Source organism: Chelativorans sp. YIM 93263 (genome assembly GCF_028767125.1).
In the GTDB taxonomy this organism is placed as follows: Bacteria; Pseudomonadota; Alphaproteobacteria; order Rhizobiales; family Rhizobiaceae; genus Chelativorans.
This window is the reverse complement of record NZ_JAKCWP010000003.1, coordinates 218,778-239,406: the sequence shown is the minus strand read 5'-3', so window position 1 is coordinate 239,406 and position 20,629 is coordinate 218,778. Positions and strand designations below refer to the sequence as shown.

General features: G+C 60.5%; 22 protein-coding genes and 1 tRNA gene. 13 read left to right on the top strand and 10 right to left on the bottom strand.

What is annotated here, in order from left to right; all coding sequences use genetic code 11:
- Positions 1 to 51 precede the first annotated feature (51 nt).
- A complete protein-coding gene (locus LY631_RS08210; protein ID WP_274424736.1) occupies positions 52 to 210 on the bottom strand; it encodes a hypothetical protein in 159 nt (52 codons plus the stop codon).
- A gap of 404 nt (positions 211 to 614) precedes the next feature.
- Complete coding sequence (locus LY631_RS08205) at positions 615 to 1,325, bottom strand: GntR family transcriptional regulator (protein WP_274424735.1); 711 nt, start codon at positions 1,323 to 1,325, stop codon at positions 615 to 617.
- A 101-nt stretch (positions 1,326 to 1,426) separates the two neighbouring features.
- Between LY631_RS08205 and LY631_RS08200 the strand changes: the two genes are divergently transcribed.
- From LY631_RS08200 to LY631_RS08170, 7 genes are all read left to right on the top strand, one after another.
- On the top strand, positions 1,427 to 2,395 hold the full coding sequence (locus LY631_RS08200; RefSeq protein WP_274424734.1) for a Bug family tripartite tricarboxylate transporter substrate binding protein: 969 nt from the start codon (positions 1,427 to 1,429) through the stop codon (positions 2,393 to 2,395).
- Between the two features lie 69 nt (positions 2,396 to 2,464).
- Positions 2,465 to 2,956 (top strand): tripartite tricarboxylate transporter TctB family protein, encoded by a 492-nt coding sequence (locus LY631_RS08195; protein ID WP_274424733.1) that lies wholly within the window; start codon positions 2,465 to 2,467, stop codon positions 2,954 to 2,956.
- A 4-nt stretch (positions 2,957 to 2,960) separates the two neighbouring features.
- Positions 2,961 to 4,490: a tripartite tricarboxylate transporter permease gene (locus LY631_RS08190; RefSeq protein ID WP_274424732.1), complete on the top strand. Its 1,530-nt coding sequence runs from the start codon at positions 2,961 to 2,963 to the stop codon at positions 4,488 to 4,490.
- A gap of 3 nt (positions 4,491 to 4,493) precedes the next feature.
- Positions 4,494 to 5,633, top strand: a complete 1,140-nt coding sequence (locus tag LY631_RS08185; RefSeq protein WP_274424731.1) for a mandelate racemase/muconate lactonizing enzyme family protein — start codon at positions 4,494 to 4,496, stop codon at positions 5,631 to 5,633.
- The gene (locus tag LY631_RS08180) at positions 5,633 to 6,544 is read left to right on the top strand and encodes a fumarylacetoacetate hydrolase family protein (RefSeq protein WP_338000420.1); all 912 of its coding nucleotides are present in this window, start codon (positions 5,633 to 5,635) and stop codon (positions 6,542 to 6,544) included. Before LY631_RS08185 ends, LY631_RS08180 begins: the two co-directional genes overlap by 1 nt.
- Positions 6,534 to 7,493, top strand: a complete 960-nt coding sequence (locus tag LY631_RS08175) for a hydroxyacid dehydrogenase (protein ID WP_274424729.1) — start codon at positions 6,534 to 6,536, stop codon at positions 7,491 to 7,493. Before LY631_RS08180 ends, LY631_RS08175 begins: the two co-directional genes overlap by 11 nt.
- A 32-nt stretch (positions 7,494 to 7,525) precedes the next feature.
- Positions 7,526 to 8,665 (top strand): mandelate racemase/muconate lactonizing enzyme family protein, encoded by a 1,140-nt coding sequence (locus LY631_RS08170; RefSeq protein WP_274424728.1) that lies wholly within the window; start codon positions 7,526 to 7,528, stop codon positions 8,663 to 8,665.
- 306 nt (positions 8,666 to 8,971) lie between these two features.
- Here the strand turns inward: LY631_RS08170 and LY631_RS08165 are convergent, their stop codons facing one another.
- From LY631_RS08165 to LY631_RS08140, 6 genes are all read right to left on the bottom strand, one after another.
- On the bottom strand, positions 8,972 to 9,307 hold the full coding sequence (locus LY631_RS08165; RefSeq protein ID WP_274424727.1) for a hypothetical protein: 336 nt from the start codon (positions 9,305 to 9,307) through the stop codon (positions 8,972 to 8,974).
- Between the two features lie 145 nt (positions 9,308 to 9,452).
- Positions 9,453 to 9,542 (bottom strand) — tRNA-Ser (locus LY631_RS08160).
- 195 nt (positions 9,543 to 9,737) lie between these two features.
- Positions 9,738 to 11,021, bottom strand: a complete 1,284-nt coding sequence (locus LY631_RS08155; protein ID WP_274424726.1) for an O-acetylhomoserine aminocarboxypropyltransferase — start codon at positions 11,019 to 11,021, stop codon at positions 9,738 to 9,740.
- Positions 11,022 to 11,273: 252 nt separating this feature from the next.
- Positions 11,274 to 11,795, bottom strand: coding sequence for a CoA-binding protein (locus LY631_RS08150; RefSeq protein WP_274424725.1), 522 nt, complete (start codon positions 11,793 to 11,795; stop codon positions 11,274 to 11,276).
- Entirely contained in the window at positions 11,792 to 12,241 is a 450-nt protein-coding gene (locus LY631_RS08145) for a VOC family protein (protein ID WP_274424724.1), read from the bottom strand. The genes LY631_RS08150 and LY631_RS08145 overlap by 4 nt, the downstream gene beginning before the upstream one ends.
- On the bottom strand, positions 12,241 to 13,062 hold the full coding sequence (locus LY631_RS08140) for an enoyl-CoA hydratase (protein WP_274424723.1): 822 nt from the start codon (positions 13,060 to 13,062) through the stop codon (positions 12,241 to 12,243). Before LY631_RS08140 ends, LY631_RS08145 begins: the two co-directional genes overlap by 1 nt.
- 129 nt (positions 13,063 to 13,191) lie before the next feature.
- On the opposite strand from LY631_RS08140, the gene LY631_RS08135 reads away from it, so the two are divergent.
- The 5 genes from LY631_RS08135 (at position 13,192) to argC (ending at position 16,862) form a co-directional block, all read left to right on the top strand.
- The gene (locus LY631_RS08135) at positions 13,192 to 13,659 is read left to right on the top strand and encodes a PaaI family thioesterase (protein WP_274424722.1); all 468 of its coding nucleotides are present in this window, start codon (positions 13,192 to 13,194) and stop codon (positions 13,657 to 13,659) included.
- Between the two features lie 196 nt (positions 13,660 to 13,855).
- Positions 13,856 to 14,329 (top strand): 50S ribosomal protein L13, encoded by a 474-nt coding sequence (gene rplM, locus LY631_RS08130; protein WP_274424720.1) that lies wholly within the window; start codon positions 13,856 to 13,858, stop codon positions 14,327 to 14,329.
- Positions 14,322 to 14,804 carry a 30S ribosomal protein S9 gene (gene rpsI / locus LY631_RS08125; RefSeq protein ID WP_274424719.1) on the top strand — a complete coding sequence of 161 codons (483 nt, stop codon included), beginning with the start codon at positions 14,322 to 14,324 and terminating at the stop codon, positions 14,802 to 14,804. Before rplM ends, rpsI begins: the two co-directional genes overlap by 8 nt.
- A gap of 105 nt (positions 14,805 to 14,909) precedes the next feature.
- Entirely contained in the window at positions 14,910 to 15,857 is a 948-nt protein-coding gene (gene speB / locus LY631_RS08120; protein ID WP_274424718.1) for an agmatinase, read from the top strand.
- Between the two features lie 72 nt (positions 15,858 to 15,929).
- Entirely contained in the window at positions 15,930 to 16,862 is a 933-nt protein-coding gene (gene argC / locus LY631_RS08115) for an N-acetyl-gamma-glutamyl-phosphate reductase (RefSeq protein WP_274424717.1), read from the top strand.
- Between the two features lie 58 nt (positions 16,863 to 16,920).
- On the opposite strand, the gene LY631_RS08110 is transcribed toward argC, so the two are convergent.
- Positions 16,921 to 18,012, bottom strand: coding sequence for a COX15/CtaA family protein (locus tag LY631_RS08110; protein ID WP_274424716.1), 1,092 nt, complete (start codon positions 18,010 to 18,012; stop codon positions 16,921 to 16,923).
- Between the two features lie 153 nt (positions 18,013 to 18,165).
- On the opposite strand from LY631_RS08110, the gene LY631_RS08105 reads away from it, so the two are divergent.
- Positions 18,166 to 18,384: a DUF2842 domain-containing protein gene (locus tag LY631_RS08105; protein ID WP_274424715.1), complete on the top strand. Its 219-nt coding sequence runs from the start codon at positions 18,166 to 18,168 to the stop codon at positions 18,382 to 18,384.
- A 31-nt stretch (positions 18,385 to 18,415) separates the two neighbouring features.
- Here the strand turns inward: LY631_RS08105 and LY631_RS08100 are convergent, their stop codons facing one another.
- Positions 18,416 to 20,569: a GumC family protein gene (locus LY631_RS08100; RefSeq protein WP_274424714.1), complete on the bottom strand. Its 2,154-nt coding sequence runs from the start codon at positions 20,567 to 20,569 to the stop codon at positions 18,416 to 18,418.
- Positions 20,570 to 20,629: the final 60 nt, after the last annotated feature.

Genomic DNA, 20,629 nt, shown 5'->3' with positions numbered 1-20,629 from the left:
TGGCAGCGGCGCCACGACCTCGCCTTCAAACAGGCCCGGTGCAGGCCAGCGCTAATCATCCGCATCGCCATCCTGGTCATCACCTTCATAGGCGAGATTTTCGTGCAGGTCTGTTGGCCGGTCCCTCGACCCGAAAAAGAACTCCCATAGGATGCACACCCCCAGGGCGACTGCCAGCATGAACGAGGCGAAATACAAGATATCTTCCATGCGAGCCTCATAGCCCGCCGGAAATGACCTGTACACCCCGGAGAACTCCCAGTGTAACTGGGTGGTTCTCCCCCGTGCTCACCAGCTGAAAACCGAGAGGAAAGACGATGCGCGTCGTTTTTGACGTCGATGGAAGTCGCCGCGCATGAGGCGCTTGCACGCCAGACCTACAAGGACAGCGCCGGTGCTCTGACCTGGTGCGTCGGCATGACGAACGCCACCAGCCACCGCGTCGAGCATTATATCGGCAAGCCGCAATCGGTCCAGCATTGCATGGGCATGTATGCGTGGGCGCTGACGAACTATGCCGCCCCGATAATCCGTCGATTTGCAGTGCGCGTGAGCAAAATCATCAGTATGCGCCGAAAAACGTTATTCACAAGTCGAGGAGGCCGTAACGTCCATTACAGCGGCGTTTTTAGCGGCCGGCGTATTCGCCCCAAATCATCGGAGCAAGTCAGTAGATAATTCGTCGCTTCTTCAATATCCGCTACTACTTCAGCTTCTGCCGTCGTGCCGTCTCCTGCCTCTATCGCTGCGACGATCTTTTCGTGATGGTCGGTTCCCTTGAGCGAGATCACGTAGTCGGGGATTACGTATGCCAGAATGGGACCCGTCCGCAGCCACAAATTCTCTATCATTTCATACAGGAGTGGAATCTCAGCGCCGCTGTAGACGGTAAAATGGAAATTGCGGTGCACGTCCAGATAGCTGTCGAGACGGCGTTTGTGGATAAGGTCTCGCATCGTCTCCAGCTGTAGACGTAGTGATGAGACCGTCTCCAGGTTTGAGCGATAAGCCGCTTCTCTCGCCGCTCTTCCTTCCAGTTCGGTACGAACACACATGATTTCACGGAGCGTCCCCGTCGCGACGTCAGGCACGACTGCGGCGTTGCGGGGGCCGGCCTCCAGTACACCCTGGGCAACCAGATGATTAACTGCGTCACGGACCGGAGTTACTGACGTGCCAAACATCTCCGCGAGCGAACGCAAGGTCAAAGTTTCTCCGGGCTCGAATCGACCGGCGAGCAGTGCATGCTTAATTTGACTGCGCACCCGATCCCAGAGGGGCGCGCTGTCTATTTTTTTGAATGCTTTCGCTGAGACCGCCGCCATGAACTCTCTCCTTTAGCTCGCGAGAATAGCACCCAAGATAGAGATTTGACAAACCTCTTATATCATGCTTGTTATAACAAACAACAAAGGGAGGAAGGTACATGATCACCAAAACGATTCTATCTGTCGCGGCAGCTGCACTCATGGCCGCAGCCACCACTGCACCCGCAGGCGCGCAAGACTATCCGAGCAAGGAGGTCCGCTGGATTATTCCTTGGAATGCTGGCGGCTCGAATGACATCATGGCTCGCTTCCTGCAGCCGCTCCTTGCGGAGCAGGGCGTGTCTGTGGTGATCGAGAACTTACCTGGCGGCACTGGTGCGGTGGGCATGGGCGAAGTCGCAACGTCGCAGCCTGACGGCTACACGATCGGCAACGGCACGAGCTCGACTCTGGCAATCATCGCACAAAAAAAGGCGCCGCTCGAAAACAGCGACTTCACCAATGTGATCCGCGTTTCGGTGGACCCGCTGATCCTTGTGGTACCGGGAAACAGCGAATATGAGACGCTTGACGCATTTCTCGCGCATATGAAGGAGAATCCGGGTGAAGTGTCAATCGGCACGCCTGGCACTAACAACCTGAACCACATATTTGCCGCCATGACCGCACGTGGGGCTGGGGTGGAGTATCGCCACGTGCCCTTTCCGGGTGGCTCCCGTGTGATCGCCGAGCTCATGGGTAACCAAGTCGAGGCCGGGGTACTCAAACCCTCCGAGACCATCGAGCAGATCAAAGCGGGCGAACTCAAGGCTCTTGGAGCATTCTCCAAGGAGCGGCTTGAGGTGCTGCCCGAGGTGCCGACTTTTGGAGAGGCAGGAGTAGATGTCTTTCCTTACGGGCCGGTGGTACAGATGGCTTACATTCAGGCTCCCGCGGGGCTCGACCCTGCCGTCGAGGAAAAGCTGGCCGATGCATTCGAAGCGGCTCTGACAAGTGATAAGTTCAAGGCTTTTGCAGTGCAGAACGGCTTCGTGATCGATCCAATCCGAGGCGAGGAACTGGACAAGGAAGTGAATGGCGTCGCAGCCGCTATCGCTGAAGTGGCCAATCAGGTCTTCTCTGAATAGTTCTTCACACCAGCCTCGTGTCATGCCCGCGGTAGCCGCTGGGCCTGACACGTTGGGAGATTTCACGCCGTGCCGACACTGCACTTCATTGCCAGCCTCGCCGTGAGCCTGTTTCTGATCGGTCTTTCCGCACTTCTCGCGGGTCCGGCTTTCGACTTGGTGAGCATCGGACCGCGAGGCGGACTTCAGGCGGGGGCGCTGCCTCAGTTCGTGGTCGTGATGGTGGTCATGCTGGCCGTGCTATCGGTCGTCAGCGACTTTCGGAGATGGCGGGCTTCGCGTCACGGCGGCGTGGAATCGGAAGAGGCTTTCGCGCCAGGGAGGCAGGTGGCGCTGGTCGGCGGCGGCGTAATGATGCTCTTAGCCGCCTATGTCTTTGCTTGGCGCCCGCTGCCTTTTCCCCTGACCACAGCAGTCTTTGTAACTCTGGTGAGCTTGGTCATCGCGCCTCGCGGTGCGCGCACACGGCGCGGGATGTTCACAATAGTCCTCACCTCAGTGCTCTTCTCGATCGGTGTGTGGCTGGTATTCACGTATCTTCTCAAAGTGCCGTTGCGATAGTCTGATGGAAATCATTTCAAATCTGACAGTTGCCTTCGGCAACGAGCTTACCAGCCCGGCATCTCTCGCGCTGATCCTCTTTGGCGTGATGGTTGGCTTCACGTTTGGTGCAACACCTGGGCTAACCGCTACCATGGGTGTAGCGCTGTTCATCCCTCTGACTTTCCCGCTGCCCGCCGACATGGCCATCAGCATGATGATTGCGCTCTATTGTGGATCGATGGCTGGCGGGGCGATCCCGGCCATCCTCATCAATATACCCGGAACGCCATCTGCGGTCGTGACCACCATCGACGGCTATCCGATGACAAGAAATGGCCGAGCGGTGGAGGCTTACGGCTGGGCACTGGTGGGGTCGGTCGTCGGCGGTATAGTGGCCTGGGTCGCGCTGGTTTCGCTTGCTCCGGCATTGGCGCGACTGGCGCTGAAGCTTGGCTCGGCCGAATACGCAGCCGTAGCGTTTCTGGGACTTGCGATCATTTCTTCGGTCGTCCCGGCACCTTTGATCAAGGGTGTGCTCGCCACCGTAATCGGTGTTGGTTTGTCGGTGGTGGGGTTCGACCAGATCACCGGGGAGGGGCGATGGACTTTTGGCAGTCTGCAGCTCACGCGCGGCATCGGCATAATGCCGGCACTCATCGGGCTGCTCGTCATTCCCGAATTGATGATGACGCTTTTTCAGCGCGACGCGAAGGTCGTGGCGCCGAAATCCGTCAAGGGCATGTTTCCCACAGCTACTGCTTTTGCGGGGCAGTTTGTAAACATGTTGCGCTCCTCGGTAATCGGCGTGGTGACCGGGATCGTCCCCGCACTCGGTGGCAGCGTAGGTGCGCTAATCGCCTACGACCAAGCCAAGCGATTTTCTAAGAATAGGGCAGAGTTCGGCAAGGGAGCGCCGGGCGGTGTGATTGCGTCGGAGAGCGCCAACAATGGCGTGACCGGCGGCTCCTTGATTCCCCTTCTTACACTCGGCATCCCCGGAGATACGGTGACAGCAATGCTTCTCGGCGGCCTCATGATCCATGGCTTGCAACCTGGGCCGCGGCTGTTCGAGACGAGTGGCGATATTGTCTGGAATATTCTTGCTGCAGTGCTGTTGGCCAATATGGCAATTATTGTGGTGGGGGCAATAGGATTCCGCTTCTTCATCCGGGTGCTCGACGTTCCCAAGCACCTGCTTGCGCCTGCGCTGTTCGTGCTAGCTGTCGTGGGGACCTACGCACTGTCGAACAACTGGTTCGACGTCGTGATTATGCTCGGCCTGGGTGTCTTCGGCTTCATAGCAACGCTCGCCGCTATCCCTGTCTACCCGATGGTCATTGGCGTCATTCTCGGCCCGTTGCTGGAGAGCGAAACCCGAAGAGCGCTGGTAATCAGCGGGGGCGACTGGATGACCTTCCTGACGCGCCCGGTATCGGCGGTGCTCGTCATTCTCGCCGTCACGATCCTTGTCCTGCCAACGCTTATGAAACTCAGGCAGATACGCGCTGATCGGTCAGCCTCTGCCCATGCAAACGTTCCAACCGAGGAGTAAAGAGTGAAGATCAAGAAAGTAGCCTGTCACTGGCTGAGCGCGCCGGTCGAACGTCCATTCACCTCCTCGCGTGGCTGGCTGTACACAACCCGCAATACCTGCCTGGTGGAAATAGAAACAGACGACGGAACAGTGGGTTGGGGCGAATGCTATGGTCCTTCGGCGGTGGCGCGCGCTTTCATCGAAAGCCAGCTCGCCAGCCAGATCATCGGCCGCGACCCCTTCGATGTCGAAGTGATCTGGGAGCATCTTTACAATAGAATCAAAGACTACGGCCAGACGGGCATGGCCATCGCTGCAATCAGCGGGATCGACATCGCGCTCTGGGACATCATTGGAAAGACCTGTGGCAAACCCGTTCACAAGCTGATCGGGGGCGCCTTTCGCACCGAGGTGCAGGCCTATGCGACGGGGCTCTACTTTATCGATATGGACCGGGTAACCGAGGAGGCGGTCGAGGAAGCAGCAAAGTTTGTGGAACAGGGATTCCGCGCGATCAAGATGAAGATCGGTCTGGGATCGCTCCAGAAGGATATTGACCGTGTTGCTGCAGTTCGCGAGGCCATCGGGCCCGATGTGCGGCTGATGGTGGATGCGAACCACTGCTATTCTGTACCAAATGCCATTCGCCTCGGTCGCAGACTAGAAGAGCTGCACATTGACTGGTTCGAGGAGCCGATTTCCCCTGAGGATGTAGATGGGTATGTGGAGGTCTCCCGCGCTCTCGACATCGCCGTGGCCGGAGGCGAAAACGACTTTACCCGCTGGGGCTTCCGCGACAAGATTGTTCGCAAGGCGATGGACATCGTGCAGCCGGACGTGTGTGCAGCAGGAGGTCTGACCGAATGCAAGAAGATTGCCGCGCTCGCGTCCACCCACGGTGTAGAATGCGTGCCGCACGCGTGGGGATCGGCAGTAGGTCTATCGGCGACCATCCATTTCCTCGCCTCATTGCCGGATCAACCGCCATGCCTCGTGCCCCAGCCGGTATTGTTGGAGTTCGAGCAGGAGGAAAATCCCTTCAGAGACTTCCTGGCCGTCGATCCCATCGTGCAGAAGGGCGGCATGGTGCCGGTGCCGGATGGTCCGGGACTTGGCATCGACGTTGATCGGGAAATCATTGCGCAGTACCGGGTAACATAATGCGTTTCGTTACCTTCAATCATGACGGGTTCACCCGTGCCGGTGCACTTCTAGACAGTGCGGCATCAGGCAAAAGCGAGGTTCTTGATCTCTCTCACGAAACCTTCTCCCACTGCCTGAAGGGGACAGATCCGCACCTTTTGGCAATGATTGAGACCGGATTGGCGCATATCGCCAGGCGGATAATGTCGAGAAGCGATGTGGAGGCAGGCGCAAGGCTGCCACTCGCAGAGGTCAGTTTGCTGGCGCCCCTGCCAAACCCGCCGCGAATCGTGGGGGCAGCGCACAATTATCGCTGTGCTTTGCGCGAGAGGGGTCTGCCTCTCCCCGATGCGCCTGTCCTTTTCGAGAAGCTCCCTACGAGTGTAATCGGCCCGGACGTGCCGGTGGTATTGCCAGAGGGTGCCGGCGGCGTGACCTATGAAGCTGAGCTGGCGGTCGTCATTGGTCAGCGTGCGGAGAAAGTAGCACCTGAAACGGCATTGGAGCATGTGGCGGGCTACACCCTGTTCAACGACGTGAGCGCAAGCGAGGTGATCAAGGCCGACGGTCATTTTGAGAGGGGAAAGAACTTTCGGACCTTCGGCCCAATGGGGCCGTGGCTGGCAACGCCGGAAGAAGTCGATCTTGCGACAGGTCCTCGGCTGACGTTGTCAATTGACGGAGAAATGCGGCAGGACGGGTCAACCGCAGATTTGGTGTTCGGCATCGCCGAGTTGATTTCTCTGCTGTCTTACGAAACGCCGCTCGCTTCAGGCACAGTGATTGCCACCGGAACGCCTGCTGGTGTCGCACCCGTGCAAACGCCACCAACGTGGCTGAAACCGGGCACGGTGATGACCGTCGCCATGGAAGGGTTCGGGCAACTCAGTAATCCTGTTGAAAGTGAGGCCGCCTTCCATGGCAGATGACGTCGTCCTGCTTACCAACCCGATACACCCGGAGGGGGAAGCGATACTCAAAGAGCATGCAGAGCTGGTTGTTGCACCCGACACCGAGCCGGATACGTTGCGACGCTTCGCGCGGGACGCCACCGGGATCGTCGTGCGGGCCAAACTGCCCGATGATATCGCCGACCATGCGCCGAGACTGAAGGGTATGGTGCGACACGGCGTCGGTTTGGACTTCATTCCCGTTGCTCAAGCGACAGCTAAGAAGATCGCAGTGGCAAATCTTCCCGGAAGCAACACGAATGCGGTAGCCGAATTCGTGGTGGCAGCCCTTCTGAACCTGAAGCGCCGGCACGCGCGCTTTGATGCGATGTTGCGGGACGAAGGATGGGATCGCGCGCGGGGGGCGGCCGGCCAAACCGCCGAAATAAGCGCTGAGACACTGGGTATCGTGGGGGTGGGGGCCATCGGTTCACGGGTGGCGCAGATAGCTGCGAACGGCTTTGGGATGAGGGTAATTGGCACTTCGCGACGCAGCGGCCAGATGCCGGGCAACGTGGAAGAGGTCGCGCTGGACAGGCTTTTTGCAGAGGCCGATGTGGTTGTTCTGAGTTGCGCGCTCACCGATGAAACGCGCGGCCTTGCGAATGCTCAACGCATCGCACTGATGAAACCTGGATCAGTCTTGATCAATGTTTCGCGCGGAGCAGTTGTCGAAACCCCATCCCTGGTGGAAGCGTTGGAGAGCGGCCGGCTGGCTGGCGCAGCACTCGATGTCTTCGAAATACAGCCGCTGAGTGAAGATGATCCGCTGCTTCGTTGTCCTAACCTGCTGCTATCTCCTCATGTTGCCGCAATAACGGCCACAAGCATGCGTGCGATGAGCGTGGGAGCAGCCGAGGAGATGCGCCTTATTCTCTCCGGGCAGCCACCCCTGAACTTCGTCAATCCCGAGATTCGCGACAGCTGAAGCCACGTACTGCCGAAGGAGGGCGGTGCCCCATGCGTATTACTGAGATTAAGGCCGTTCCGGTCTCCTTTCGTGTTCCCGAAGGACAAAATGTCACGCTCGGCATAGGTCGAGCGGTAAAGCGCGACGCAGTGCTGGTTAAGGTGACGACTGACGAAGGGATTATCGGTTGGGGCGAGGCACATCATGGGCGCTGCCCCGGTGCGATTGCGAAGTTGATCGACACGACCATGTCGGATCTTGTCCTCGGAATGGATCCGCTCGACGTGCACGGTGTCTGGGCGAAGGTTTACAAGATGCAGCTCTCGAGCCACGGAATGGGAGCGGCGGCTGCCATGGCACAATCAGGTATAGACATTGCGCTATGGGATATTCGCGGCAAGGTGTCTGGATGGCCTCTCTATCGACTGCTAGGGGGTGGCAATCGTCCGATTGCCGCTTACGGAGGAGGCATAGCGCTTGGTTGGCAAGCGCCGGAAAGTCTGGCTGAAGAGGCGCTGGCTTATGTCGCGCAGGGAAACCGCGCGCTGAAGCTTCGCGTGGGAGATGCCCCAGTCATCGACGTGGCTAGGGTCCGGGCAGTACGAGAGGCTGTGGGCGATAGCGTGGACATTCTGGTCGACGCCAACACTGGCTATTCACTTGATGATGTACGTCGTGTCATGCCTGCTTATGAGGAACTCGGCGTTGGCTGGCTCGAGGAGCCCTTTCCGCCACAGGATTATCGCAATTACCAGATTGCTGCTGGACTGGGCCGCGTACCCTTGGCAGCTGGCGAGAATCATTTCACCAGGTTCGAATTTACCCGCATGATCGAAGACAGAGCGGTAAGATTTGCTCAGCCGGATCTTTCAAAGGCGGGAGGCATTAGCGAGTGCACACGTATCGCCATCCTGTGTTCGTCGTGGAAGATGAGCTTCAATCCCCACACGTCAGCCACCGGGATCAACATGGCGGCGACAATCCATCTCTTGGCTGCAGTGGACAATCCAGGATATTTCGAAGGCGATTTAGCTCGACACAATCCATTCCGGGACGAGGTATGCGGTTCACCCTATGAACTTGATGAGGATGGGTGCGTCCGTCCCAAGGATGGACCCGGGTTAGGAGTGGAAGTGGACGAGAAATTCATAGCCGCGCATCCTTTAATCGAAGGTCCCTGCTACGTGTAGTCACAGGAAAACGATGCGACAATGGTTCCCAGTAAACGGCAGAAGAGACGCTTTTTTGGTCGACCTGAACAATCCATATCCTAAGCGGCGGCTGTTTTGGCCGGGGTTACAGCACAACGATCAAGAGCGGCAAAAAATCCTTTCGCTACTCGAGCAGGAGTGAGAAGTTGTGTCCCCGCGGCCGTGAGAACCGTTGAGGCGTGGGCGAGACAGTTGCGGCCTATCCCGTGTTCGCTTCTGATATGGCGGATCACCGGCTTGACCGCAGATCGTTGCATCTGACGTTTGTCTTTGAGGCGGGCGTAGCTACAGGGCCCGGAGCGGGGCTGTCAGGAGCGTGCTCCGGCGCTGCCGGCCCAGCGGTCTCGGCATTTGGGACGGGCGCGTTCTCCCGTTTCGGTGATTCCCCCACGCCTTCCGAACCGGAACCCTGGTCCGGCGTAAGCTTTCGACATACTGCGCCTTCAGCATTTCTGCGTTGTCGACGATGACGGGATTGCCGTCGGCTACCTTGTCGATCTCGCGGCGATCCTGAGCGATAGCGACCGGGCGAAGCGGTCTTCGGCTTGCCGCCATTCCGTGACCGTGGTCCCTTGCCGCCGATTGCAGGAGAAGGCTGATGCCCTTTGCCGGGCGATTCATTGAACGATACTTCGGACGCTACATCGAGCGATACATCCGACCGTGATTCCATCGTCGCGAACCTTATTTTGCCAGGTTCCGGCGGAAAAATCATCAGCGGTTTGGCCGCAGATTGGCGGAGAGTCGATTCGCTTCCGAAATCCGGTGGCGGAGAGGAAGGGATTCGAACCCTCGAGACGGTTGCCCGTCTACTCCCTTAGCAGGGGAGCGCCTTCGACCACTCGGCCACCTCTCCGCGGGCTCGGATAAACGGGAAAAGCGTAGAAGACAAGGCTCTGGTCGCAGTTTTTGTCAGGAATCTGTCTGCCGCGCCATATCGGCGCGGTTCCTCGACGGTACGAAGAAAGCGGCGGTGCATTTTGCACTGCCGCAGGAGAGCTGTTCTTATCGCTCCCGAAGCCTGCCATGCAGGCGAGAAACAATACTCACTTCAAAGCTTCGCCAGTATCTGCTCCAGATCGGCGATGATGTCCTCGACGTCCTCGATGCCGATGGAAAGCCGCACCACATCCGGCCCCGCGCCGGCCGCCGTCTTCTGCTCGTCGGAGAGCTGGCGATGGGTGGTGGAGGCTGGATGGATAATGAGTGACTTGGTGTCGCCGATGTTGGCAAGGTGAGAGAAGAGCTCCACGCCCTCGACCACTTTCACGCCGGCATCGAAGCCGCCTTTCAGCCCGAAGGTGAAGACGGCGCCAGCGCCCTTAGGCGAGTATTTTTGCATCAGCGCGTGGTTCGCATCGTCCGGCAGGCCCGGATAGGAGACCCAGGCGACGGCAGGGTGCTTCTGCAGCCATTCGGCCACCTTGAGCGCGTTGTCGCAATGGCGCTGCATGCGCAGCGACATGGTCTCGATGCCGGTGAGGATCAGGAACGCATTGAAGGGCGAGATGGCGGGGCCGAAATCCCGCAGCCCCAGAACGCGCGCGGCGATCGCAAAGGCGAAATTGCCAAAGGTCTCGTGCAGAACCATGCCGCCGTATTCGGGCCGGGGCTCTGACAGCATCGGATAGTTGCCGGACTTCGACCAGTCGAACGTGCCACAGTCGACCAGCACGCCGCCGACCGAATTGCCGTGCCCGCCCATGAACTTCGTGAGCGAGTGGACAATGATGTCCGCCCCGTGCTCGGCCGGGCGGAGGAGATAGGGCGTGGCCATCGTGTTATCGACGATAAACGGCAGCCCGTGCCGGTGCGCCACCTCGGCGATGGCTCCCAGGTCGACGAACGAGCCGCCGGGATTGGCCAGGCTTTCGACGAAAATGGCGCGGGTGTTCTCGTCGATCTGGCTCTCGAAAGCAGAGATATCGTCCGGATCGGCCCAGCGCACTTCCCAATTGAAGTTCTTGAAGGCGTGGCCGAATTGGTTGATCGAGCCGCCATAAAGCTTTTTCGCAGCGATGAAGTTGCAACCCGGCTGCATCAGCGTGTGGAAGACGAGAAGCTGCGCGCCGTGTCCCGACGCGGTGGCGAGCGCCGCCGTCCCGCCCTCGAGCGCCGCGACGCGCTCCTCAAGTACCGCCGCCGTGGGATTCATGATGCGGCTGTAGATGTTGCCGAAGGCCTTCAGGCCGAAGAGTGAGGCGGCGTGGTCGGCGTCTTCGAAGACGTAGGAGGTTGTCTGATAAATCGGCGTGGCGCGGGCGCCGGTTGCAGGATCCGGTTGGGCGCCGGCATGGACGGCAAGTGTGTTCAAACCGGGTGTGCGCTCGTTCATCGTTTCCTCCATTCGACCGTTCTTTCCCGCATCAATACAGACCCGCTACGCCAAGGCAAAGAAGATTTGTCTAATTTCGGGTGGACAGAAGGAAGATCGTGCGCGTGCGCGGGCAACTCGTTCAACGGCGGGAATGAGATTGCTCGACCAGAGTGGCTCGCCAACCGTAACGCAGTAGACCGGCGTTTGCCTCACCGCTTTCAAGGCGAAGGTGCAGACTGAAGGGAAATGAGGATAAACCCCAACCCATCATTACTTCTGCCGAATACCGAAACTCTGAAAGCCCTTGCGCAGAACCGGTTTTTTCGACGAGATGACGCGGCTGTTAACGCCGTTCCAGCCGATCTCGCGGGAGAGCCGCCCGTATTCGATTTTGGGGCAGCGGTCCATCACGACCTTGATGCCTTTTTCTTCCAGGCGGGCGGCGGAAGCGTCGTCGCGGATAGCCAACTGCATCCAAACCACCTTGGGCAACGGGTCCATGGCCAGGATTTCGTCCGTAATGCCGGGCACGGCGCTGGAGGCGCGAAAGATATCGACCATGTCGACCGGCTCCGGCAAGTCCGCCAACGAGGCGTAGGCCTTCGCACCGGCGATCTCTTTGCCGGCCTGGCCGGGATTGATCGGGAATACGCGATAGCCCTTGTCGATCAGGTATTTTGTGACAAAGAAGCTGGGGCGCACTTCATTGGCCGAGGCGCCGACGATGGCGACGCTCTTCACGCCGTTGAGAATGTCGCTGATATAGGATTCTTCGTAACGATCGTGGTTCATTCGGGTAGCGTAATATTGCCTTCGGCGTCGATTGGGAAGTCGGGATTGTGCGCGACTTCCCAAAGATTGCCTTCGGTATCCTCGAAATAGCCCTGAACGCCGCCCCAGAAGGCGCGCTGGGCCGGTTTCACGATGCGGCCTCCGGCCTTCTCGGCGCGTTCAAGGGTATCGCTGACCTCCCATTCCTCACGCGTGTTGTAGGCCAGCGCGACACCGGAGAAATCGTCGCCGCCGGCCTGTCCATGAGAGGCTCGATAGTTCTCCCTGCCAACGTCCGCCGCAAGCTCGTCTCTTGGCCAGAGCGCAAGCGCCATGCCGCCCATTTGAAAGAATGCAACGCCTTCGGTGAAGCGCTCGTTCCGCTCCAGCCCCATGGCTTCATAGAAGCGGACAGCGCGCTCCAGATCGTCCACGCCCAGGGTGATGATCGAGATGCGCGGTTCCATCACTCGCCTTTCCACTCCGGCCTGCGCTTTTCGATAAAGGCACCGATGCCTTCTTCCGCGTCGCGCGCCAGCATGTTCTCCACCATCACGCGCGCGGTGTATTCATACGCGTCCGAAAGACCCATCTCGGCCTGCTCGTAGAAAGCTTCCTTGCCGATCTTGAGCGTCAGCGGGGATTTGGACGCGATGGTCTCGGCTAGTTCCAGAGCGGTGCGGGTAAGCGCCTCCGGCGCCACGACACGGTTGACAATTCCGAAGGAAAGGGCGGTTTCGGCGCCGATCATCTCTCCCGTGAGAAGCATTTCCATCGCCTGCTTGCGCGGGATGTTGCGCGAAAGCGCCACCATCGGCGTGGAGCAGAACAGGCCGATGTTCACGCCGGGTGTGGCAAAGCGCGCCGCGTCGCTTGCCACGGCGAGATCGCAGGAGGCGACAAGCTGGCACCCCGCTGCCGTCGCCACGCCCCCGACCGACGCGATCATCGGCTTGGGATGGCGCACCACCGTCTGCATAAGGCTGGCGCACAGCTCCATGGTCTCGGCGAAAAATGCCCGTCCCCGGTCGGGGTCGCTGCGGTGCGCCGTCATCTCCTTGAGATCGTGCCCGGCCGAAAAGACCTTGCCCTCGTGCGCCAGGATGATGACGCGCACTGCCTTGTCATCCCGCGCTTCGTCGAGAGCGCTCTTCAATGCCGTCATCATGCCGGTGGAGAGCGCATTGGCCGGCGGGTTCTTGAGCGTCAGCGTCAGGATGCCGGTCTCAAGCCTGCGTTCCACCAGTTCCTGCGCGTCCTCGCGGCTGGGTGTCGCTACCTCGGCCATGACTTTTCTCTCCCTGTCATGCATTCCGCCTTCCGGCGGCTTCCGATTATGTGGGCCTAACACAGGATAGCTTGAAGATCATGGAGGAAAAGGTCATCGTCTTGCAAACTGAAGCAGGGAGGACGTGGAATGAATGTGCGCGCGGGGAGGGAGCTTCAGCCGGTCTTGTCGGTCGAGGAGGTCAACGCCTATCTCGCGGAGGTCTACCCGCAGCTCAACGATGACCGTTCGGATTACTGCGCGGTCGCCGTGCGCCCGGGCGGGTGCACGGTGCGGCTGGAAGCAGGGGAGCGCCACCTGCGCCCGGGAAACACCGTTTCGGGTCCCTCGCTGTTCACGCTTGCCGACATCGGCGGTTATGTCTGCGCATTGTCGCATGTCGGGCGCGAGGCCCTGGCCGTGACAACCAACCTCAACATCAATTTCATGCGCAAGGCGCAGGCCGGCCGTGTCGACGGCGCGTGCCGCATTCTCAAGCTCGGCAGATCGCTGATGGTGTTCGACGTGGCGATCACCGCCGGCCCGGATGAGGTGCTTGTTGCCCATGCCACGGGCACCTATTCACTGCCGCCCGCGCCTGCGGGTGTGGTAAAATAATACCTATTCTATAAACCATTGTTTTTGCGTGCATATTTCATATATCTGGCAGGAAGATGCGCTTGACTCGTGCGGCACCTGTCCATATAAGCACGTCATCGCAGCAAAGCTGCATTTTCGAGGGTCTTCGGGCCATCGGTTCAAGCAACAAGAAAAGCCCTGCTTCGGGCAGGGTCCAGACACGGATAAGACAACCATGAAAACCTTTTCGCAGAAGCCTGCGGAGGTGGAGAAAAAGTGGGTGCTGATCGACGCCGAAGGGCTCGTCGTCGGCCGCCTTGCTTCCATCGTCGCCAACCGCCTGCGCGGCAAGCACAAGCCCACCTATACGCCGCATGTCGATGATGGCGACAATGTCATCGTCGTCAATGCCGACAAGGTGGTGCTGACGGGGCGGAAATACCGCAACAAGAAGTATTACTGGCACACCGGTTATCCCGGCGGCATCAAAGAGCGCACGGCGCGCGATATCCTCGAAGGCCGCTTCCCGGAGCGGGTGGTCGAGAAGGCCGTGGAGCGGATGATCCCGCGCGGGCCGCTCGGACGCCGCCAGATGAAGAACCTGCGCATCTACGCCGGTTCGGAACATCCGCACGAGGCGCAGCAGCCCGAGAATCTGGACGTCGCGGCGATGAGCAAGAAGAATGTAAGGGTCAAGGCATATGGCTGAAATTAACTCCCTTGAGGATCTGGGCGCCGCAACGCAGGCGGAGAGCGCCGAGCAGGCCGCACCGGTTTACGTGCAGAAGCTCGATGAGCAGGGCCGCGCCTACGCCACCGGCAAGCGCAAGAACGCGATCGCCCGTGTCTGGGTGAAGCCGGGCTCCGGCAAGATCACGGTCAATGGCAAAGAGTTTGCACAGTATTTTGCCCGCCCGGTTCTGCAGATGATTCTGCAGCAGCCGATCATGGCATCGAACCGTAAGGGCCAGTACGACGTGGTTGCCACGGTGGTGGGTGGCGGACTTTCCGGCCAGGCCGGTGCCGTTCGCCACGGCATTTCCAAGGCGCTGACCCATTACGAGCCGGATCTGCGCCCTGTGCTCAAGAAGGGCGGTTTCCTGACCCGCGACAGCCGCGTTGTGGAGCGCAAGAAGTACGGCCGCGCCAAGGCCCGCCGTTCGTTCCAGTTCTCCAAGCGCTAAAGCCGCTGCAAAAGCAACTTTCGAAAAAGCGGGCCTTGCGCCCGCTTTTTTATTGCGCACACAAAGGTTCGTTTAATAGCCATAGGCTGGTCTAGAGGAGCGTGCATGCCATCAAAGACCATCGACCATGCTTTCACAGCGCGCCAGAGCGTCGGCGCGGCCAGCGACCCGACTTACGCGGGGGCGCTCTCCTTCATGCGCCGCAAGTTCACCAAGAACGTCAAGGGCGCGGACGTGGTGGTCTGGGGCATTCCCTTCGATGCCGCGGTTTCGAACCGGCCGGGCGCGCGCTTCGGGCCGCAGGCGATCCGCCGTGCCTCGGTCATTTTCGACAACGACCCGCAGTATCCCTTTGGCCGCGACCTGTTCGACGCCCTTGCGGTGATCGACTACGGTGACTGCCTGCTGGACTACGGCCGGCACGATAAAGCACCCGGCATCATCGAGCGGGAGGCGTCGAAAATTCTGCGCGCCGGCGCCTTTCTCGTTACGCTCGGGGGCGATCACTTCGTCACCTGGCCGCTTCTCAGGGCTCATGCGGCCCGGCATGGACAACTGGCGCTCGTTCAGTTCGATGCACATCAGGACACCTGGGATGACGACGGCAAGCGCATCGATCACGGCTCCTTCGTCGGCCGGGCGGTGCGCGACGGCGTGATCGACCCCGCGCGTTCCATCCAGGTCGGCATCCGCACGCACGCGCCGGAGGATTGCGGTATAGAGATCGTCCACGGTTACGATCTCGAAGAGATCCGCGCAGCCGAGGTCGCGAAAATGATTGTGGAGCGCGTCGGTGATGCGCCGGCCTACATCACCTTCGACATCGACTGCCTGGACCCGGCCTTTGCGCCCGGCACGGGCACACCGGTTGCGGGTGGCCCTTCCTCGGCAAAGATGCTTTCAATCCTGCGCCATCTCGGCAAACTGAATTTGGTTGGCGCCGACATCGTCGAGGTTGCACCGGCCTATGATCATGCCGACATTACAGCGGTCGCGGGCGCGTCGGTGGCGATGCACTACATCGGCCTGTTGGCCGAGAAGCGACGAGAATAGATCGCCTACGATATGCTTGCGCCTTGAGGCGCGTTAGAACTCCTCATTACCGTTTTCTTTGGGGCCCCAGGAATGACCGCAAAAATCTTCATCGACGGCGAACACGGCACGACCGGATTGCAGATCCGCTCCCGGCTCGCCGACCGCAAGGACATCGAACTCATCTCCGTACCCACGGAGCGGCGCAAGGAGAAGGCGGCGCGTGCCGAGTGCCTGAATGCCGCCGATATCGCCATTCTCTGCCTGCCGGACGATGCCGCGCGCGAAAGCGTTTCCCTGATCGAGAATGACACGACACGCGTGATCGACGCCTCCACCGCCCACCGCGTGGCGGACGGCTGGGTCTATGGCTTTCCCGAACTGGACCGGCAGCAGGGCAGGGCAATCGCCGAGGCCAGGCGCGTGGCCAATCCCGGCTGCTGGCCCCAGGGCCCCATCGCGCTCCTGCGCCCGCTGGTCTCCGCCGGCCTGCTTCCCGCGGATTTCCCGGTGACCGTAAACGGCATCACCGGATATTCGGGCGGCGGGCGGACGATGATCGAGGACTATGAGGCAAAGGGCGAGGATGCACCTGAATTTCTGCTCTATGGCCTTTCGCTCAGTCACAAGCACCTGCCCGAGTTGCGGCAGTATGCAAACCTTGCGCGCGACCCGCTCATGCAGCCGGCAGTCGGCAATTTCGCGCAAGGCATGGTCGCGGCCGTGCCGCTCCAGCTCGGGCATCTTGACCGAGTGCCCAAGGGGGAAGAGCTGCACGCCGCTATAGCCGACCATTATGCTGGGTTGGAGGAAAGCGTCCTCGAGGTGGCGCCGCTAGAGGCGCTGGAGCGTTCCCCCGAAATCGAGCCCGAGCGCTACAACGGCACCAACACCATGCGCCTCCACGTCTTCGTCAACGATACCCGCGCCCAGGCGCTGCTGATCGCCGTCTACGACAATCTCGGCAAGGGCGCCTCGGGTGCGGCGGTCCAGAACCTGGATTTGATGCTCGGCGACATGGCTTGATGCGCCCATCGCGGGTCACCGCCCCAGGCGGCCTCTCAGAAAGACCGGCTCCGGACATTCACTCGGCGGGTTGCGGCACCTGGGCAGGGAGAGGGTAGCTGCCCTTCGCCGCGCGCCAATGGGCAGTGGCGAAGCCCAGAACGATGAGCGCCATGCCTTGGTGTACGAGCGCCCAGTCCATGGGCACGACCATCAGCAGCGTGACGATTCCGATGGCTGCCTGGAGGCCGACGAGTGCGAAAAGAAGCCATGCCCGGCGGGCGTGAGTCGTGCCAGGTTCGGCGCGCCAGGCCGACACCGCATGCCAAAGGGCGAGCGCCAGAACAGCGTAGGCGCCCAGACGGTGGATGAATTGCACCATCTTTGGATTTTCGAAGATGTTGATCCACGCCGGCGTGTGGGTGAACAGTCCGCCGGGAATGAGAGCGCCATCCATCAGCGGCCAGGTGTTATAAGCCATGCCTGCATTGAGCCCGGCCACGAGCCCGCCAAGATAAATCTGCGCAAGGACGGCAACAACGAGCCAGCCGGCGAACCGCCGCGTACTGCCGACTGCTTCTCCGCGGCTGTGCGGTGCAAGCCCGCGTGCCACGGCCATGACCGCGACAAAGATGATGCAGGCGATTGTGAGATGGGTGGCAAGGCGGTACTGGCTGACATCGGTTCGCTCGACAAGGCCGGAGGCCACCATCCACCAGCCGATGGCGCCCTGCAGCCCACCCAGCGCCAGGATGCCCAGAAGCTTGGGCTTGAGTTTATCTTCCAGGCTTCCGGTCAGCCAGAAGAATGCGAGCGGCAGGGCGAAGAGGAAACCGACACCACGCGCCAGCAGCCTATGGGTCCACTCCCACCAATAGATCGTCTTGAAGTCGTCCAGGCTCATACCCCGGTTGATTTGCTGATACTCCGGAATCTGCCGGTATTTCTCGAACTCCTCATTCCACTCCGTCTCGGTGAGCGGCGGGATGACGCCGTGGATTGGTTTCCACTCCGTGATCGAGAGGCCTGACTCCGTCAGCCGCGTGGCGCCGCCGACAACCACCAACGCGAAAAGCGTCACCAGAACTACGTAAAGCCATACGCGCACCCACGCTCGGTTTCGGGCGGTCTCGGTGACAGGTTCAAGGTTCGATGCTGTGGACGTGGCCATTCTCAAGGTCCGCTGCGCGGGAAAATCGAATGTTAGGTGAACCAGCGCGGCCCGTCTTGCAAGCCTTCGCTGCGCGACATGCGGTCGCCACGGGCCTTAAGGCCTGTCGGGCTGCACACGAATGGTCTATGGAGGCGCCGAAAGGAACTTGCGATGCCCATTCGCCTGAAGAAGTTTATCGGCATGCTGGCGCTGGTAGCGCTTGTTATTGTCTATGCACTCGTATCGACCGCCATTGCCGTCGCGCACCTGGCGGACAGCAGCGCCGTCGTTCACCTGGCTTTTTATCTGTTTTCAGGCCTTTTGTGGGTCTTGCCGGCCATGCTGATCATCAAGTGGATGGAGGGCAAGCCACGTGAGGGGCGCCGGTAAGTGCGGCTGAACGCGGGAGCGTTAGCCGCGATCAGGCGACGTCCCGGTCGGGGGTCGGGGAGGGCGCATTCTCATCGGGCGTGACGAGCAGGGGCTTGTCGAAGCCGCTTTCCTCCAAGGCCTGTTCGGTTTCCGCCACCCGGGCTTCGTGCGGATCGAGCACGCTGATCAGAAGCTGTGTATTGCTGTCCATCAGCGGTGCGACTCCGTCCGCGTCGGTCGGGCCGCACTCGATGACCAGCAGATCATAGGCCGTACCCAGCGAATCCATGATGATCGGCAGACGCTCGACGGCACGCATCGCGCGCTCCCGGTCCGCCGTGCCGATGGGAATCACATGGCAGGAAGAGTGAAGGTCGGCGTGAATGACATCGGCGAACTGCGCTTGTGCTGCCAGTAGATTGGTGATCCCGCTGTAGGACTTGCTCTCCAGCGTCGGTTGTGAAGCCGCACCGGTATCGGTCAGGTCGAGCAGGATGACGCGCTGCCCCTGATCGGCCACCTGGCGCGCCACCAATACGGCGGAAGCGGCAGCTTCGTCGCCTTCCGGCGAAATGAAGATGGCGCGCGACACACCCGATGAAATCAAGGTCTTGGCGGCATCGTCGATAGTCAGTTCGGCCGTCGCGGGAACGTCTTCCTCGACATCTTCTTCGTCTTCTCTGTCCATAGCGGCCCCGCCAATAGCCGCGCCGGCAGCGGCGCCTGTGGCGGCTGCGGAAGCCGTATGGTCGACCTGCTCGATCAGCGCGAGTTCCTGCGGTTGCGGCGTGACTGTCGTGCTGCCCTGCGCCGGCCGCATGGCGCGTCCGCTAAACAGCTCCCGAAGCAGGACCAGGACGACCATCAGGAGGAGAGAGCCGGCAAACGCGGCGGCGGTGAGCGGCATAACCTTCGGGAAATATGGCTCGCTCGGCACCACGGCGCGCGAAAAGACACGCGCATCGACGGGCAGATAGTCCCGGCTGCCACGTGCAGCCGCTTCGCGGAATCGGGTGAGATAGCTTTCAAGAAGTTCTCGCTGGGCGGTCGCATCGCGCTCCAAGGCACGAAGCTGAACCTGCTGCTCGTCGGCGCGGGCGGCCTCCGTCTTTAGCTCGTCGAGATTGGCCCTCAGCTCGGCTTCGCGCCTGCGCGCAGCATCCGCCGAGGTCTCCAGTCCCTCCACGATATTCTGCTCCTCGGCGCGGATTTGGGCCTCAATATCGGCAATCTGGGAGCGGAGCGCGCGAAGGCGCGGGTGATTGTCCATGAGGTCGGTCGAGAGGTCGGCAAGTTGCGCATCCAGCCTCACCTGCTGCTCGCGCAAGACTTGGATGAGGCTGGAATTCTGCACAGCTGGAAGGCTCTGCAAACTGGCTCCCCGGTCCAGAGAAGCCTGTGCGCTTTCCAGTGTGGACTCGGCGGTGGCGCGCTCGGCACGGGCGCGCGAGAGCTCACTGGAAATCTCGGCAAGCTGCTGGGTGGCCAGAACCGTATTGTTCTGCCCGATCAAAAGATCCGACTGAGCGCGGAAGTTCGCAACGCGTTCCTCCGCTTCGCGTACCCGTTGCTGCAGGTCCTCAATCTCCGGTTCAAGCCATGCGGTTGCGCTTGCGTTGGACTCCCGCTCAGCCTCGCGCAAGTCCGCCACATAGGCCGCGGCAATCGCATTGGGCACGCGCGCGGCAAGCTCCGGGTCTTCGGAGGAGTACTGGATGGTGATAACGCGCGAGTTCTCAACGCGATAGATGTCGAGATTCGTGCTAAGTGTGCCGAGGACGCTTTCCTCCGACGCCGCATTGTCGGGGTCGGATTCCAGCCCGAACGCCATGAGAATGCGGTCGATGCGAGAGGGCTGGCTCTCGAACTCCGGATGGTTGGCGAGATCGAGCTCATTGGCCACGTTGCTGAGCAGGTCCAAGGAGGTCATGACCTCGACCTGGCTCGCTACACCCTCCGCATCGAGGATCGCCCGGTCGTTCTGCACCGAACCTTCCGGGCGCGTGTAGACGGATTCCCGCGGCTCGATCAGCACGCGCGTTTCCGCACGGTAGAGCGGCGTGGCCGTGACCAGAAGCGCATACACGATCGCCGTCATGACCAGCGCGACGAGAGCGATGCGCCACCAGTTCCGCCTCAGACTGGCCAGCAGCCGGCCGAGGTCGACATCGACATCGTTGGCCATCGGCTCACTGCTTTTCATGCGTCGCCCTCCGGGAAAGTATCTCCATGCAACTTAAGTGTGCATGGTAACCATAGGGTT

Coding starts and splice junctions, on each gene's coding strand:
- LY631_RS08210 (WP_274424736.1), bottom strand. CDS start 210: ATGGAAGATATCTTGTATTTCGCCTCGTTCATGCTGGCAGTCGCCCTG.
- LY631_RS08205 (WP_274424735.1), bottom strand. CDS start 1,325: ATGGCGGCGGTCTCAGCGAAAGCATTCAAAAAAATAGACAGCGCGCCC.
- LY631_RS08200 (WP_274424734.1), top strand. CDS start 1,427: ATGATCACCAAAACGATTCTATCTGTCGCGGCAGCTGCACTCATGGCC.
- LY631_RS08190 (WP_274424732.1), top strand. CDS start 2,961: ATGGAAATCATTTCAAATCTGACAGTTGCCTTCGGCAACGAGCTTACC.
- LY631_RS08180 (WP_338000420.1), top strand. CDS start 5,633: ATGCGTTTCGTTACCTTCAATCATGACGGGTTCACCCGTGCCGGTGCA.
- LY631_RS08175 (WP_274424729.1), top strand. CDS start 6,534: ATGGCAGATGACGTCGTCCTGCTTACCAACCCGATACACCCGGAGGGG.
- LY631_RS08170 (WP_274424728.1), top strand. CDS start 7,526: ATGCGTATTACTGAGATTAAGGCCGTTCCGGTCTCCTTTCGTGTTCCC.
- LY631_RS08165 (WP_274424727.1), bottom strand. CDS start 9,307: ATGAATCGCCCGGCAAAGGGCATCAGCCTTCTCCTGCAATCGGCGGCA.
- LY631_RS08155 (WP_274424726.1), bottom strand. CDS start 11,021: ATGAACGAGCGCACACCCGGTTTGAACACACTTGCCGTCCATGCCGGC.
- LY631_RS08150 (WP_274424725.1), bottom strand. CDS start 11,795: ATGAACCACGATCGTTACGAAGAATCCTATATCAGCGACATTCTCAAC.
- LY631_RS08145 (WP_274424724.1), bottom strand. CDS start 12,241: ATGGAACCGCGCATCTCGATCATCACCCTGGGCGTGGACGATCTGGAG.
- LY631_RS08140 (WP_274424723.1), bottom strand. CDS start 13,062: ATGGCCGAGGTAGCGACACCCAGCCGCGAGGACGCGCAGGAACTGGTG.
- LY631_RS08135 (WP_274424722.1), top strand. CDS start 13,192: ATGAATGTGCGCGCGGGGAGGGAGCTTCAGCCGGTCTTGTCGGTCGAG.
- rplM (WP_274424720.1), top strand. CDS start 13,856: ATGAAAACCTTTTCGCAGAAGCCTGCGGAGGTGGAGAAAAAGTGGGTG.
- rpsI (WP_274424719.1), top strand. CDS start 14,322: ATGGCTGAAATTAACTCCCTTGAGGATCTGGGCGCCGCAACGCAGGCG.
- speB (WP_274424718.1), top strand. CDS start 14,910: ATGCCATCAAAGACCATCGACCATGCTTTCACAGCGCGCCAGAGCGTC.
- argC (WP_274424717.1), top strand. CDS start 15,930: ATGACCGCAAAAATCTTCATCGACGGCGAACACGGCACGACCGGATTG.
- LY631_RS08110 (WP_274424716.1), bottom strand. CDS start 18,012: ATGGCCACGTCCACAGCATCGAACCTTGAACCTGTCACCGAGACCGCC.
- LY631_RS08105 (WP_274424715.1), top strand. CDS start 18,166: ATGCCCATTCGCCTGAAGAAGTTTATCGGCATGCTGGCGCTGGTAGCG.
- LY631_RS08100 (WP_274424714.1), bottom strand. CDS start 20,569: ATGAAAAGCAGTGAGCCGATGGCCAACGATGTCGATGTCGACCTCGGC.